The following is a 13,554-nucleotide window of genomic DNA, read 5'->3' on the forward strand; positions in this document are numbered from 1 at the left end:
TGGCTCGGACGGTTCTCGTCCTCGGCTTTCCCGTTTATCGACAGTTCGGACCTCGTTCATGACCGTACAAACGCTTACCGAAATTCGCCGTCAATTGAGAAGCAGCACACTTGGTCCGGAAGACGCAGCTTTGTTGCGCCTGCGACAGTCGTTGGATATGACGGAAGAGCGCCGTAAGGCGATTGTTTTGGCAGCAGCCGGACTTATCCGCAAGGTGCGCGCCGATTCTGATCCCAAGCTGATGGAAAGCTTTCTTGCCACCTATGGTCTTTCGACGAAGGAGGGTGTTGCGCTCATGTGCCTGGCCGAGGCGCTGCTGCGCGTGCCGGATAACGCAACCATCGACGATCTGATCGCCGACAAGATCACGCCGCATGACTGGCGCTCACATGCAGGCGATTCCAGCTCGATCTTTGTTAATGCATCCACCTGGGGGCTGATGCTTACAGGCAAGATTCTCGATGACGGCGAAGGCGCCATCGAACGTACACTTCGCGGCATGGTGCGGCGGTTGGGCGAACCGGTGATCCGCAAGGCCGTGGCGGCTGCCATGCGCGAAATGGGCGAGCAGTTCGTGCTGGGACGCACGATCAAGGAGGCGGTTGAGCGCGGTCAGCCGATGCTCAAGAAGAATTATCTCTATTCCTATGACATGCTGGGCGAGGCCGCCCGGACCGATGCCGATGCGTTGCGCTATCTCAAAGCCTATGAAGATGCGATCCTCGCACTGAGGCCTCATTCCAAGGGCAGCGACATCCGCAAAAATCCCGGCATCTCGGTAAAACTTTCGGCGATCCATCCGCGTTACGAAGTGGGCCAGAAGGGTACGATGATGCCGGTCATGGTCGAGCGTCTGCTGGGCCTTTGCCAAGCAGCAAAGGAGGCCCAGATGGGCCTCAACATCGATGCCGAAGAAGCCGATCGCCTTGATTTATCACTCGATATTATCGAGGAAACGCTATCGCACCCCAGCCTCGCGGGCTGGGACGGGTTCGGCGTCGTTGTGCAGGCCTATGGTCTGCGCGCTTCCTATGCCATTGACTGGCTGTATCAGCTTGCCGTCAAGCTCGATCGCAAGATCATGGTACGTCTCGTAAAAGGCGCTTACTGGGATACGGAAGTGAAACGCGCTCAGACCATGGGGCTGGAAGGCTATCCGGTCTTCACCCGCAAGGTGAATACGGACGTCTCCTATATGGCCAATGCGCAAAAGCTGCTTGGCTACCGTGATCGCATCTATCCGCAATTCGCCACGCATAACGCACACACGATCGCAACCATTCTCGAGATGGCGGAAGACCGCGACAGCTTCGAATTCCAGCGCCTGCACGGCATGGGCGAATCGCTGCATGAAATCGTTCGCAAGCAGGAGAATACCCGCACCCGCATCTATGCGCCGGTTGGTGCACATGAAGACCTTCTGGCCTATCTCGTACGCCGCTTGCTGGAAAACGGGGCGAACTCTTCCTTCGTGCATCAGATTACCGATGAGGATGTTTCTCCTGAAGAAATCGCACGCGATCCCGTTGCCGAAGTCGAGCGTCAGGGAGACGCGCATAATCCGGCACTGCCGATGCCGCGCGACATTTTCGGCAAGGGCCGCAAAAATTCCCAGGGCTGGGATCTGACGGAAGTGAATATTCTGGCGGCGCTCGAAGAAAAGCGGGGAGCGTTTTTAGGTTCGGATCGATGGACGGCGAAGCCGCTGACCCGGGCCGCGGGTTATGGTAAGGCGCGCAAGGTGCTGAATCCGGCGATTGCAGGGGAAGTGGTCGGCACGGTGCATGAAGCGACGGCCGATATGGTGCCGGTGGCGATCAAGGCTGGTCTCGATGCATTCCCCGCATGGACCGCGAAGCCTGCTGCCGAGCGTGCTGCCATTCTCTCCAGGGCAGCAGATCTTTATGAAAAGAATGCCGTCGAATTCTTTGCCTTGGCAACGCGGGAGGCCGGAAAATCGGTCACCGACGGAATTGCGGAAGTGCGCGAAGCGGTGGATTTCCTGCGTTACTATGCTGCCGAGGCAGGTCGCGTTGAAGCTGGCACGCAAGCCCGTGGGCTCATCGTCTGCATTTCACCTTGGAACTTCCCGCTGGCAATTTTCACGGGACAGATCGCGGCGGCGCTCGTCACCGGTAATACGGTCATCGCGAAGCCGGCGGAACAAACGCCGCTGATCGCAGCACGCGCCGTGGAGCTCCTGCGTGAAGCAGGTATTCCAGCAGATGTGCTGCAGCTTCTGCCGGGAGATGGCCCGTCCGTCGGCCAGCCACTGACGGCTGATCCGCGCATTTCTGGCGTCTGTTTTACCGGTTCGACGGAGGTAGCCAAGCTCATCGAAAAGCAGCTTGCCAAGACCGCGTCGCCGGATGCGATGCTGATAGCTGAGACAGGCGGCCTCAACGCAATGATCGTCGATTCGACGGCATTGCCGGAACAGGCCGTGCGCGACATCGTGGCCTCGGCTTTCCAGAGCGCGGGCCAGCGCTGTTCCGCGCTTCGCATGCTTTATGTGCAGAAGGACGTGGAAAAGAAGATCGTTGATATGCTCAAGGGCGCGCTGGACGTGCTGGAGATCGATGATCCGTGGAAGCTCTCCAGCGATGTCGGCCCCGTTATCGATGAGGAAGCACAGCGCAATATCATTGAATATTGCGCCGAGCAGGAAGTGGCTGGCCGTCTGATCCACAAGGTGAAGGCGCCGAGCGACGGCTTGTTCGTCGCGCCGCATGTACTGCGTTTGTCTGGTATCGAGGAACTGCGGCGTGAAATTTTCGGCCCGGTCCTACACATTGCGACCTTCGAGGCCGAGGAACTAGACAAGGTCATTGCAGCGATCAACGCCAAAGGTTTTGGGCTGACTTTCGGTCTGCACACGCGTATCGACGCGCGCGTGCAGGAAATCGTCGATGGCGTGCATGTCGGTAATATTTATGTGAATAGAAACCAGATCGGCGCTGTCGTCGGTTCCCAACCGTTTGGCGGTGAGGGACTTTCCGGGACAGGTCCGAAAGCGGGCGGCCCCAACTATCTGCGCCGGTTCCGCAAAAGCGAGACCGTAGAGAGCAATGCTGACGCTGCTCCTGTCACCGCGCAGCAGCTCAATGACAATTTGCCGGGCGAGAAGGCAGCAAGTGACTGGGCTATGCGCGGTGACCGCATCTCCGTCCTGCGCAAGCATCTGCGGGGTAAAGGAGCAGAGGCTATCGGTGCGGCAGCGCGTCTGGATTTCGGTCCGATCGATCTGCCTGGCCCGACCGGTGAGGCAAATTCACTTTCGCTGACTGCGCGAGGGACCGTTTTGTGCCTTGGTCCGGACGAGGATGTTCTGATGCTTCAGGTCGTGCAGGCCCTTGCGGCAGGCAATGCAGTCCTCGCCGTGGCACCAAAGGCAAGTGCGGCGCTGAAGGTCCTGGCCGGTCGCGATCTGCCGCTCGGCATTGTCGACGGCACAATATCTGCGGATAATCTGGAAACATTGCGTATCGACGTGGTAGCGGCAAGTTTCACTGAAGAGCGGCAGCGGGCTATCCGTCAGGCTTTGGCTTCGCGCGAAGGCCCCATTGTGCCGCTGATTTCGGAAGCGATCTATCCGGCGGCCTATGCACATGAACGCGCGGTCTGTGTCGATACGACGGCTGCGGGAGGCAATGCAAGCTTGCTTGCTTCCGCCTGATGATTTTCCGGACCCGCCCCTTGATGGGGCGGGTTTGACTGCTGGAAACCGTGAATACAGTCCGACTCCGGTCCTGGAGACGCTGGGCGTGATGTCGGACTACTTGTCTAATACGGACGTGAAACCTTCGAACTGCGGAGGACCCGCGTAGAGCGGTTTGCGTTCGCCAGCGCCGGCATGGGCACGACGGAAATTTTCCGATTTCGTCCAGGCAGTGAAATGGGCGTCACTCTCCCAGATCGTGTGCGATGCATAGAGCGTGTAGCCTTCTGTCTCATTGGTTGCGCCGCGTAACAGACGGAAGCTCTTGAAGCCTTCCATCTCGGAAAGTTTGGAATCGCGGTTGCGCCAGACGTCTTCGAAGTCGCTTTCTGAGCCAGTAAGCACCTTGAAGCGGTTCATCGCTACGAACATGTTTTTCCTCTTTTTGCCATTGATTGCGTAATCTCGCGAACGGTGACAGGCAGGGCGGAGATGGCAAGGCCCGCTCGTGTCGCGGGCCTTGCATTTGTTTTGCAGGACAGGTCAGCCACCGAAGCGCATGGTCGCGCCCAGCTTCAAGGTGAGGCCGGATTCGTTGAGGCCTGACGTTGTCGTGCCATTCAACGGATTTGTGTAGGTCTCGTCGAGCAGATTATCGGCACGGAAATCGACACGAAAATTATCGGTCGCCTGATAACTCGCAAAAAGATTTACCAGCGTGTAATCCTCCGCATAAGTCGCACCATCGGGCTTGCCATTATACTGTACTTCTCCACCAATGGTGAGTGCCTGCTTGTCGAGCATGCGGAAGCCCAGCTGAGCCGTGACCTGAGAGGAGGGGATGGTGAGAAGGTCTTCGCGCAGAGAATCGCTGTCGACAGTATAACCGCTGATGATGGAAGCACTCAGACCGCCGAAGACGTGTCCCGCATCATAGAAAGCTTCCATTTCGAAGCCGCGGATCTTCGCGCTGGCGAAGTTCTGGTATTGATAGCAGATCGGGATTGTGCCGGTGAAATTGCAATCGTCGGTGAATGATGCAAAAGCGCTGATTTGCTGCAGCCCGATATAGTCATCGATATCATTATTGAAATAGGCCGCCTTCAGACGCAATGAGTCGTTGGCGTAAATCAGCCCGTCGCGCTTGTAATTGATGCCGATTTCCCAGGTTTTTCCAGTTTCTGGAATAAGGTTCGGGTTGGGAAGGAATGGAAACACGACACCGCTCGGATGCAGGCCGTTCATCAACGTTTCTGTCGTTGAAGGCGAGCGATAGCCTTCGGCATAAGTGCCGTAGAACTGCAAACCAGCCAGCGTCTCGTCTTTGAAGGGCGAGATACCAACTGTCAGACGAGGGGATACGCGATCGCCGGAGTTGCTGGCGACGTCATTGTCCAGCTCAAATTTATCGTAGCGCAGGCCGCCGATGATTTCGAGCCAGTCATAGGTCAGCTTGTCCTGGATATGCAGGCCCCATACCGTCCGATTTCCAGACGGTGTATAGACGTCGTTGCTGCCGAAGGGGCTTACCGTTTCGACCTTATCCTTCAGCCAGTCGCCACCATAGGTAAGTTCGTGCGAAACCGCTCCGGTGTCGAAGCGCGAAGTGTTCCAGACATCGATGCCGGTGGTGCGTAGGTCGTAGGTCGTCCTGGAACCCGCGGGCACAACGACAAAGCCGCCAACTGCCGGGTTATAGCGGCGCGCTGGCGACGTGAATGTCTGCACCATCTCGCTGTTGGAATGTGCTGCATTGATATGCAGATCAACCAGCGGATTGTTCGGATCGGCGTAGTTGTAGCGACCGGTGAAGGTGTTCTGCTTTACCTCGACATCGTAGGCACTGCTGCCCGGCTCCCTCCAATCGTCGTTCGCGCCCGTCCAACCCAGCTTGAGCGAGCTGTTTTCGGTCGGCTTGATCGTGCTTTTCAGCATGCCTGAAACGACGTCAAAGCCGGTTCCGTCGACGCGGTTACCGTCGCCATCCTTGTAATTGCCGAAGTCGCGATAGACGATATTGCCCAGAATATCGACGTTTTCATTGAAGCGATAGGCGCCGACGGCGCTGGTCGTCCAGCCGCTGCCATTGGAATCGAAACGGGCGGTGGTTGAGGCGCCCCAGGTTTCTTCCGGGCGAAGGAAGTCATCCGCGTCCTTTGTTTCGAAGGCAACAACGCCGCCGATCGCGCCGGAGCCATAGGTGTTGGCAACGGGTCCGCGAATGACATCGACCTGCTGCACCAGTTCGGGATCGAGGAAGAACATGCTTTGCGTGCCATGGTCGGAACGCTGGAAGTTCTGACGCGCACCATCGATGATAACAGCCACGCGGCCAAAATCTTGCAGGCCGCGAATATTCACACTGGAGGCTACGCTGCGAGCGTCCGACTTGATCTCGACGCCGGGAACGCCAAACAGAAGATCATTGGCGGTTGAAGCCTGACGACGCTGGATTTCCTCCGGTCCGACGTGACTGACCGATGCCATTTGTTCGATGGCGCTTTCGCCCGTGCGGCTGACGATGGTGATGCGGTCGAGAAGCGTCACCTCCGATGTGTCGACGCCGTTGGCGGCGAGGTCGGCTGTTGTGTTTTCCTGTGCGTAGGTGCTCGTCGTTGCCATGACGATTGCCGATACGCCAGCGAGCAAAATGCGCCGGCGCGCGTCGGCGCCGGAACCGTGGTTATCCCACCCCATGATATTATACCCCAAATACCCAATGCCGACGTGGCCGCCAGCTGATCCTAAAAACGAACTTGCCGATAAAACTTGAGTCTTGCAGTCCGGTATTTGCGTGTGTAATAAACATGATAATTCGAGTCAACATTAACTCATGCTTAAACCACTTAGCCAGCCATGTCGGCGAGCCACATTCCCAGGAGGCTAGGACTATGAATAGATTTGCACAGACGATGGTCAGCAACGATGCATCGAGCGCCCATGGCGCGCTGCAACCTTCCTTCATCAGTTCGCAGCCAGATCGCGTCATCGAAAGCCGATCGCTCTTCGCAGGCGATCGTGAAATCGGCATTGATCATCGAGGCTCGATCTACCGGTTGCGCATTACACGCCAAGGCAAGCTTATCCTGAACAAGTAATCCCAACGGAGGGGACATGACAGCCAACACCCGACCCAATGCTGCGCAGATCCGCAGCGCCAGGCAGGACAATCCGAAGATGCGCGAGCGCGATCTTGCGTTGTCCCTCGACATTTCGGAGGCCGAACTCGTCGCGGCACAATGCGGTCAGCAGCTGGATAGCCCGGTGGCTTCGCGGGCGCGCCGCATCAATGTCGATATCGAAACGCTTCTGAAGGGGCTCGGCGCTCTCGGAGAGGTCATGGCGCTAACCCGCAACGAATTTGCGGTTCATGAGAAGATAGGCGTTTACGAGACGGACAAGGTGCATGTCGGCAACGGCAATGCCATAATCCTCTCGGAAAACATCGATCTGCGCATCTTCCCGTCGGTATGGGCGCATGGTTTTGCGGTGGAGAAGCAAGACACGGACGGAACCGTTCGCCGCAGCCTGCAATATTTCGATCGGTTCGGAGAAGCCGTCCACAAGGTCCATTTGCGTCCGGCATCGGACGTGGCAGCGTATGAGGCGTTGGTGACGCGCATGCTCTCCGATGACCAGAATGACGCGCTTGTCGTTGATCTGCCGGGAGAAGCCGCGCCGCTTGGCAAGAAGGTGATCGATGTGGATACGTTGCGCACGCGGTGGAGCCAGATCACGGACGTGCATCAGTTCTTCGGCATGCTGCGTGATTTGAAGCTGTCGCGTCATGAAGCTGTGCGCATGATCGGCGACGAATATGCCTGGCCGCTGGCTGAGGACACGATTCTGGCCATGTTCAATCATGCTGCGCAAGAAACCATTCCAATCATGTGTTTCATCGGGAACAAGGGCTGTATCCAGATACACTCCGGACCTGTCAGCAATATCAAGCTCATGGGGCCGTGGCTTAATGTCATGGACCCGACGTTCCACATGCATTTGCGGGCCGACAAGATTGCGGAAACCTGGGTCGTGCGCCGTCCGACAAAGGATGGTCACGTAACTTCGGTCGAAGCTTACGACGAAGAGCGCAATATGATCCTGCAATTCTTCGGCAAGCGTCATGAAGGCGAGGTAGAGCGCGAAGACTGGCGGTTCCTCGTCGAGCATCTGCCTCGCCTGCCGCAGGCAAGCGCAGCTTAAGGAGCGTTCCATGCATCGTCGCACCGTTCTGGCCGGGCTCTGCTCGGCCGCTCTCCTGTTCTCAACAGGTCTGTCGCTCGCGCAGGATATCAGCGCTGCGAAGAAAATTGTCTCCATCGGTGGCTCGGTCACCGAAATCGTCTACGCGCTGGAGGAAGAAGGACGGCTCGTCGCGCGCGATACGACGAGCGTCTTTCCGGAGCAAGCGCATAGTCTGCCGGATGTCGGCTACATGCGACAACTTTCGGCGGAGGGCGTTCTCTCCGTCGGTCCCGATGCGATCATCGCCATAGAAGGTAGCGGTCCGCAGGATACGGTAACGCTGCTCGGGCAGGCGAACGTGCCGTTCGTCACCGTTCCCGAAAAGCACTCGGCGGGTGGTGTAGTCGAGAAGGTGGAAATCATCGGGCGGGCGCTTGGCGTCTCGGAAAAGGCGGACAAGCTGGCTTCCGAGTTGCGTGAGAAGCTTGATGCGGCCGCTAAGGCCTCCGAAGCAATTGCACCGGCGGCGCGGCGCAAGGTCATGTTCGTGCTGAGCGTGCAGAACGGACGCCTGATGGCCTCTGGAACGGGTAGCGCAGCCGACGCGATGATCAAGATGGCGGGCGGCGTCAATGCCTTCCCGGATTATAAAGGCTACAAGTCGCTTTCCGACGAAGCGATTATTGCAGCGGCGCCAGATGTCATCGTGTTGATGGATCGTGGCGGGGGAGATGTTTCCGGTGCGACGGCAATTCTGGCCAATCCGGCTGTCAGCCAGACGCCGGCGGGCAAGGAGAAGCGTTTGGTTGTGCTGGACGGTGCATTTCTGCTGGGCTTCGGTCCGCGTACGCCAGAGGCCATTATGGCGCTGACCGATGCGATCTATGGCGAGCACGCGGCCGCAATGCGCTGATTTGGATGGGCGTGCGATTTGCCTCGCACGCCTTCATTTGCCTGGCGCTACAACTGCGCCACCTCATACGGTTGAAAAATGTCACCCAGTTCTCCCGCCGCGAGCTTGAGTACAGGCTCTTTTGCAGGCGACAGGCAGACCCGAGCACAAGTCACGCTGGCAGCCCTGATCCTGTTGCTCATTGCCGCCTGCTTTGTTTCGCTGGCAACCGGCGCTTCTGGCGTTTCGGCTGGTAATGTTATCTGGTCCTGGCTTGCAGGTTCCGGGGAGGTGAGTGCACGCGACACGCTCATCATGCGCGACATAAGATTGCCGCGCACTATCCTCGGTGTGCTGGTTGGTGGTTCGCTGGCGACCTCCGGCGCGATCATGCAGGGTCTGTTCCGCAATCCTTTGGCTGATCCAGGACTCGTCGGTGTCTCGGCCGGTGCCGGATTGTTCGCCATCATTATAATCGTTCTGGGAGGTGGAGCGCTTGCACCATTCCTGTTGCCATTCGGCATTTACGCCTTGCCGCTGGGCGCCTTCTTCGGTGGTTTTCTCGTAACTTTCCTGCTTTACCGTATCGCCACGCGGCAGGGCCGCACCGAGATCGCCACCATGTTGCTCGCAGGCATCGCACTCAGTGCTCTGGCCGGGGCAGTGAGCGGAGTTATGATCTTTTATGCAAACGATCAGCAATTGCGCGACCTGACTTTCTGGGGACTTGGATCGCTTGCCGGGACCAGCTGGATCAAGATTGCAGCGGCTGGACCGATCATTGCTTTATGCCTTGCAACCGCGCCGCTGCTTTCGGGCGGCTTGAACGCGTTGGCATTAGGCGAGGCGGGAGCCGCCCATCTCGGCATTAGCGTTCAGCAATTGAAATGGGGCGCAATCACCAATGTTGCTGCGGCGGTGGGAGCCTGCGTCGCCGTGACCGGCGGCATAGGTTTCGTCGGTATCGTCGTCCCGCATTTGCTGCGTCTGGTGATTGGCCCGGACAATCGCTACCTTCTGCCATGTTCCGCATTGCTGGGCGCGAGCCTGTTGCTTCTCGCGGACGCTTTGGCGCGGGTCATCGTATCGCCTGCCGAGTTGCCCATTGGCATTGTGACGGCTCTGTTCGGCGCGCCGTTTTTCCTCTGGTTGCTTTTGCGCAATCGGCAATTTTCATGAGGATGAGATCATGATCGAAGCGCGCAATCTTACGGTAAGACGCGGCAATCGCGCAGTTCTGCAAGGGCTGGATTTCTCCGTGCAAGCGGGCGAGGTAACGGCGATCGTAGGTCCCAACGGTTCGGGAAAATCCACACTGCTGAAGGCCCTGACTGGGGAGTTGGGCTATGAGGGTGAAGTGACCATGCACGGGACCCCGCTCTCCTCCTATTCGCCGCGCCAGGCAGCTCAATGGCGCGCCGTCTTGCCACAGTCGGTGGAAATGGCCTTTCCTTTCACCGTGCGCGAGGTCATTCGCCTGGGGCTTGAGGGAGGTGTCAGCGGTTTGCGGGGCGAGGCTCTGAAGCAATTGCCGGACCAGGCTCTGCACGCCGTCGATCTCGACGGCTTTTCCGGGCGTTTCTATCATGAGCTTTCCGGAGGCGAGCAGCAGCGCGTTCAGCTTGCACGCGTTCTCTGTCAGGTTTGGGAACCGGTATGGCAGGGCCGCTCACGCCTTCTGTTTCTCGATGAGCCGGTGTCGAGCCTCGATATTCGCCACCAGTTGTTAGTCATGGATGTGGCCCGAGACTTTGCGAGGCGCGGGGGTACGGTGATCTGCGTGCTGCACGATCTCAATCTCGCTTCCATGGGCGCTGATCGAATCGTGATAATCGGGCAGGGCAAGGTGGCCGCTTCCGGCGCGCCGGAAGAGGTTCTCAAGGACGATCTTCTGTCGGATGTTTTTTGCTGCGGGCTTCGCGTCGGTTGCGTCCCGCGCGGTATCAAGACTTTCGTCTTGCCGCAGACGGCCCGTTTTGAAGCCTAACGGGCCGTTCCCTCAATCAATTGATCAGTTTGCCAGCGCCGGGACGGGCTCGAACGCAATGCCAAGACGGATCTGCATGGCAGCCTTGTCCGCAACCAGATCGGCAATGCTATGTTTCCCCAGCACCGAGAAAAATGCATTGAGCGCTTCACGCAGCGCACTATTCAGCGCGCAATTGTCGATAAGCGGACAGTCTGCACCATCTGCTTCGAAGCACTCCGCCATGGCAAAACTTTCCTCCGTGACGCGTACCACGTCGAAAAGACTAATGTCAGCGGCTGCGCGTCCGAGCCGGACACCGCCATTGCGCCCACGCACCGTCTCTACAAGTTTTGCTTCAACAAGAGGCTGCAAGATCTTGAAAAGGAATAGCTCCGAAACAGAATAAGCAGTCGCGATCTCGGGAATGCGGCTCAGCCGCCCTTCATTCGAAGCGCAGTACATGAGGATACGGATCGCGTAATTGGTTTGACGGGTCAGTCGCATAAATACCCCCGGTGGGTTTATAGAATCCGATCTATTTAGAATTATTCCAACAATAATGCAAGAAGTTGGCCTGGAAACTCATGTTTTCGCCTGCATCTTTCCGTCTGTATTGTGCAACTTGTCTCAAACCTATTCATTTGCCGTTGACCGGTATGCAAAACTGTCTGTTGAAGGGTCTGCTGCAATGCACAATAATACAAGGGAGTTTGGGAGGGCTCGCAGGCAACCACGAGTTTGGCTATGGCGAACCACTCTGTAACCTCCAAAAGACAGCCGGCCCGGATCAGGCAATTGCGTCCTTCCGATCTGCCGCGCTACCGCGATCATCTTCTGCGCCTTGACCCTGCGACCCGTCACGACCGTTTCAACGGCTACGTGAACGATGCTTTCCTCATTGCCTATGCCGAGCGCTGCTTCAAGGAAGGCGCTACGGTTATCGGTCTGATCCATGATGGCCGTGTTCTAGGCGCGGCCGAGCTTCATGAAATTGCAAATGCGAGCGTCGCCACGGGCGAAGCGGCCTTCTCCGTCGAGCCGGAAGTACAGGGGCAAGGCATTGGCAGCCAGCTCTTCCAGCGCGTCCTCGCGCACGCATACTCTCTGGGCTACGAGCAACTCGTTATCACCACGCACTCCAATAACGAGGCTATGAAAAAGCTTGCCCGCAAGTTCAATGCGCGCCTTCGCTTCGAAGATGGCGAGACGGTTGGCCGCATCGATCTGTCGGACACGGATTCTACTGGCTTTATTGATGCGCTGATCGCTGGCGCCAAGGCCTCGATCATGTCGCTGCGCACCAATGGCATCGAGTTCCGCGCACACGCCGCGTGATCTCTTTTCGGCGTGTGCATTTCCTGGAAATTCGAATTATACGCCGTGCGGGCGCGCGTAATCAGAAAAGAGTGCGCGAAACATCGCGCCATCTTTTCTGTGTCCAGTCAGATGGCATTGCCGATCGTGATCTCGATCTGGCTGAAGCCATCGACACCGCCCTTGACGACATCGCCTGGAACGAGGGTCGTGACACCTGCGGGTGTACCCGTGTAGATCAGGTCGCCAGGGCGCAGTTCAACCGATTGGCTGCAAATCGAAATGATGTCCGGGATCGGCCAGATCAGATCGGCCAAATCGCCGTCCTGGCGTAGCTCATCATTTACTGTAAGCCAGATACGGCCGGACGAAGGATGGCTGCCGTTCTTGATTGGAGCGATTGCGCCGCAGGGAGCGGACTGATCGAAGCCTTTCGCCCAATCCCAGGGATGCCCCTGTTTTTTCGCCTTGGTCTGCAAATCGCGCCGGGTCAGATCGATCCCGACACCATAGCCCCAGACGTGATCCAGCGCGCGTTCGCGGTCGATGTCGAAGCCGCCAGTGCCGATGGCAACCACTAATTCGATTTCATGCTGGAGATCACGTGTCAGAGGAGGATGGGGAATGACCGAGCCGCTGTCGACGACCGCATCGGCGGGTTTAGAGAAGAAGAAGGGCGGTTCGCGATCCGGATCGGAACCCATTTCGCGCGCGTGGTCGGCATAATTGCGGCCGACGCAGAAAACCCGGCGCACAGGGAAGCGCTTGTCTGACCCTTCGATCATAACGGAGGGGCAGGCAGGCGTTTCTATAACGTATTCAGGCATATGAATTCTCGGTCATGTGAATAATGGGGGCATGACCTTGTGGCACGTTTCGTCAACGACTTCCAGCGCGTCGCAGCAAGCCACTAAAAAAGCGGTCCGGATCGTTAACATCCAGACCGCTTCGGTAAGATTACGGATCGGTTAGAACTGCCGTCCGATCTTTGCATCGATCGAGTGGGCATTTGCACCGCGGATCGCGAAGAAGAACAGGGCAGCAGCCCAGATGATTGATTTTTCTGCCCCGGCGAGCCCTTCGGCTTTCACGATCCAATGGAAGTAAACGGTGACGAGCAGAACGATGGTGCCCGCAAAGGCCGCCGGTCGGGTCAGCAGACCGATGGCGATGAGGATACCGCCGAAAAACTCAGTGGCCGAAAGAAGAGGCGACCAGAACACGCCGGGATAAAAACCCAGGCTTTCAACCATCCCGGCGGCGCCGAACGGATTGGTGATCTTGCCGAAGCCGTGCGTCACCAGCAGTACGCCGACCACGACACGCAGCAAAGTTTCCGCGAAGGGCGAGAGGGAGGCGTAGAGGCCGCCGAGGGCCGGGACGAAGAGGCTGGAGGAACTAGGCTGGGGCGTATCGCTCATGGGAGGGTTCCTGAAATTGCGTTGACCTTCAATTGCCATAGCCGCGGGTTTGGGCAAGCCGTGCATTGGTAAACACAGTGTTTAGTTACAATGACGCATATGTGAAGAGACGAGG

At 57.8% G+C, this 13,554-nt stretch carries 12 protein-coding genes; 7 read left to right on the plus strand and 5 right to left on the minus strand.

The window, feature by feature from the left end:
* Positions 1–58: 58 nt before the first annotated feature.
* Positions 59–3,676: a bifunctional proline dehydrogenase/L-glutamate gamma-semialdehyde dehydrogenase PutA gene (gene putA, locus IE151_RS12945; RefSeq protein ID WP_189490830.1), complete on the plus strand. Its 3,618-nt coding sequence runs from the start codon at positions 59–61 to the stop codon at positions 3,674–3,676.
* 99 nt (positions 3,677–3,775) lie between these two features.
* Here putA and hmuQ read toward each other — a convergent pair whose 3' ends face one another.
* Both hmuQ and IE151_RS12955 read right to left on the minus strand, forming a co-directional pair.
* Complete coding sequence (gene hmuQ / locus IE151_RS12950) at positions 3,776–4,090, minus strand: heme-degrading protein HmuQ (protein WP_189490832.1); 315 nt, start codon at positions 4,088–4,090, stop codon at positions 3,776–3,778.
* 111 nt (positions 4,091–4,201) lie between these two features.
* Entirely contained in the window at positions 4,202–6,355 is a 2,154-nt protein-coding gene (locus tag IE151_RS12955; protein ID WP_189490834.1) for a TonB-dependent hemoglobin/transferrin/lactoferrin family receptor, read from the minus strand.
* Between the two features lie 215 nt (positions 6,356–6,570).
* Between IE151_RS12955 and hemP the strand changes: the two genes are divergently transcribed.
* The 5 genes from hemP (at position 6,571) to IE151_RS12980 (ending at position 10,722) form a co-directional block, all read left to right on the plus strand.
* Positions 6,571–6,756: a hemin uptake protein HemP gene (gene hemP / locus IE151_RS12960; protein ID WP_308430499.1), complete on the plus strand. Its 186-nt coding sequence runs from the start codon at positions 6,571–6,573 to the stop codon at positions 6,754–6,756.
* Between the two features lie 16 nt (positions 6,757–6,772).
* On the plus strand, positions 6,773–7,861 hold the full coding sequence (locus IE151_RS12965) for a hemin-degrading factor (RefSeq protein ID WP_189490839.1): 1,089 nt from the start codon (positions 6,773–6,775) through the stop codon (positions 7,859–7,861).
* Between the two features lie 10 nt (positions 7,862–7,871).
* Positions 7,872–8,756 carry a heme/hemin ABC transporter substrate-binding protein gene (locus IE151_RS12970; protein ID WP_189490840.1) on the plus strand — a complete coding sequence of 295 codons (885 nt, stop codon included), beginning with the start codon at positions 7,872–7,874 and terminating at the stop codon, positions 8,754–8,756.
* A 78-nt stretch (positions 8,757–8,834) separates the two neighbouring features.
* Positions 8,835–9,914 carry a FecCD family ABC transporter permease gene (locus IE151_RS12975; RefSeq protein ID WP_189490843.1) on the plus strand — a complete coding sequence of 360 codons (1,080 nt, stop codon included), beginning with the start codon at positions 8,835–8,837 and terminating at the stop codon, positions 9,912–9,914.
* 10 nt (positions 9,915–9,924) lie between these two features.
* The gene (locus tag IE151_RS12980) at positions 9,925–10,722 is read left to right on the plus strand and encodes a heme ABC transporter ATP-binding protein (protein ID WP_189490845.1); all 798 of its coding nucleotides are present in this window, start codon (positions 9,925–9,927) and stop codon (positions 10,720–10,722) included.
* 24 nt (positions 10,723–10,746) lie between these two features.
* Here the strand turns inward: IE151_RS12980 and rirA are convergent, their stop codons facing one another.
* Positions 10,747–11,208, minus strand: a complete 462-nt coding sequence (rirA, locus tag IE151_RS12985) for an iron-responsive transcriptional regulator RirA (protein WP_189490847.1) — start codon at positions 11,206–11,208, stop codon at positions 10,747–10,749.
* Positions 11,209–11,448: 240 nt separating this feature from the next.
* Here rirA and IE151_RS12990 point away from each other — a divergent pair, with 240 nt between their 5' ends.
* Complete coding sequence (locus IE151_RS12990) at positions 11,449–12,039, plus strand: GNAT family N-acetyltransferase (RefSeq protein WP_189490848.1); 591 nt, start codon at positions 11,449–11,451, stop codon at positions 12,037–12,039.
* 107 nt (positions 12,040–12,146) lie between these two features.
* On the opposite strand, the gene IE151_RS12995 is transcribed toward IE151_RS12990, so the two are convergent.
* Positions 12,147–12,845, minus strand: a complete 699-nt coding sequence (locus tag IE151_RS12995) for a fumarylacetoacetate hydrolase family protein (protein ID WP_189490850.1) — start codon at positions 12,843–12,845, stop codon at positions 12,147–12,149.
* Between the two features lie 141 nt (positions 12,846–12,986).
* Positions 12,987–13,439, minus strand: a complete 453-nt coding sequence (locus IE151_RS13000; RefSeq protein WP_189490853.1) for a DoxX family protein — start codon at positions 13,437–13,439, stop codon at positions 12,987–12,989.
* Positions 13,440–13,554: the final 115 nt, after the last annotated feature.

It is taken from the genome of Limoniibacter endophyticus (genome assembly GCF_014652835.1).
Lineage (GTDB): Bacteria > Pseudomonadota > Alphaproteobacteria > Rhizobiales > Rhizobiaceae > Limoniibacter > Limoniibacter endophyticus.

What these genes read in the sequence shown, in the direction of transcription:
- IE151_RS12995 (WP_189490850.1), bottom strand. Translation starts at nt 12,845, where the DNA reads ATGCCTGAATACGTTATAGAAACGCCTGCCTGCCCCTCCGTTATGATC.
- IE151_RS12980 (WP_189490845.1), top strand. Translation starts at nt 9,925, where the DNA reads ATGATCGAAGCGCGCAATCTTACGGTAAGACGCGGCAATCGCGCAGTT.
- rirA (WP_189490847.1), bottom strand. Translation starts at nt 11,208, where the DNA reads ATGCGACTGACCCGTCAAACCAATTACGCGATCCGTATCCTCATGTAC.
- IE151_RS13000 (WP_189490853.1), bottom strand. Translation starts at nt 13,439, where the DNA reads ATGAGCGATACGCCCCAGCCTAGTTCCTCCAGCCTCTTCGTCCCGGCC.
- hmuQ (WP_189490832.1), bottom strand. Translation starts at nt 4,090, where the DNA reads ATGTTCGTAGCGATGAACCGCTTCAAGGTGCTTACTGGCTCAGAAAGC.
- IE151_RS12990 (WP_189490848.1), top strand. Translation starts at nt 11,449, where the DNA reads ATGGCGAACCACTCTGTAACCTCCAAAAGACAGCCGGCCCGGATCAGG.
- IE151_RS12965 (WP_189490839.1), top strand. Translation starts at nt 6,773, where the DNA reads ATGACAGCCAACACCCGACCCAATGCTGCGCAGATCCGCAGCGCCAGG.
- IE151_RS12975 (WP_189490843.1), top strand. Translation starts at nt 8,835, where the DNA reads ATGTCACCCAGTTCTCCCGCCGCGAGCTTGAGTACAGGCTCTTTTGCA.
- putA (WP_189490830.1), top strand. Translation starts at nt 59, where the DNA reads ATGACCGTACAAACGCTTACCGAAATTCGCCGTCAATTGAGAAGCAGC.
- hemP (WP_308430499.1), top strand. Translation starts at nt 6,571, where the DNA reads ATGGTCAGCAACGATGCATCGAGCGCCCATGGCGCGCTGCAACCTTCC.
- IE151_RS12955 (WP_189490834.1), bottom strand. Translation starts at nt 6,355, where the DNA reads ATGGGGTGGGATAACCACGGTTCCGGCGCCGACGCGCGCCGGCGCATT.
- IE151_RS12970 (WP_189490840.1), top strand. Translation starts at nt 7,872, where the DNA reads ATGCATCGTCGCACCGTTCTGGCCGGGCTCTGCTCGGCCGCTCTCCTG.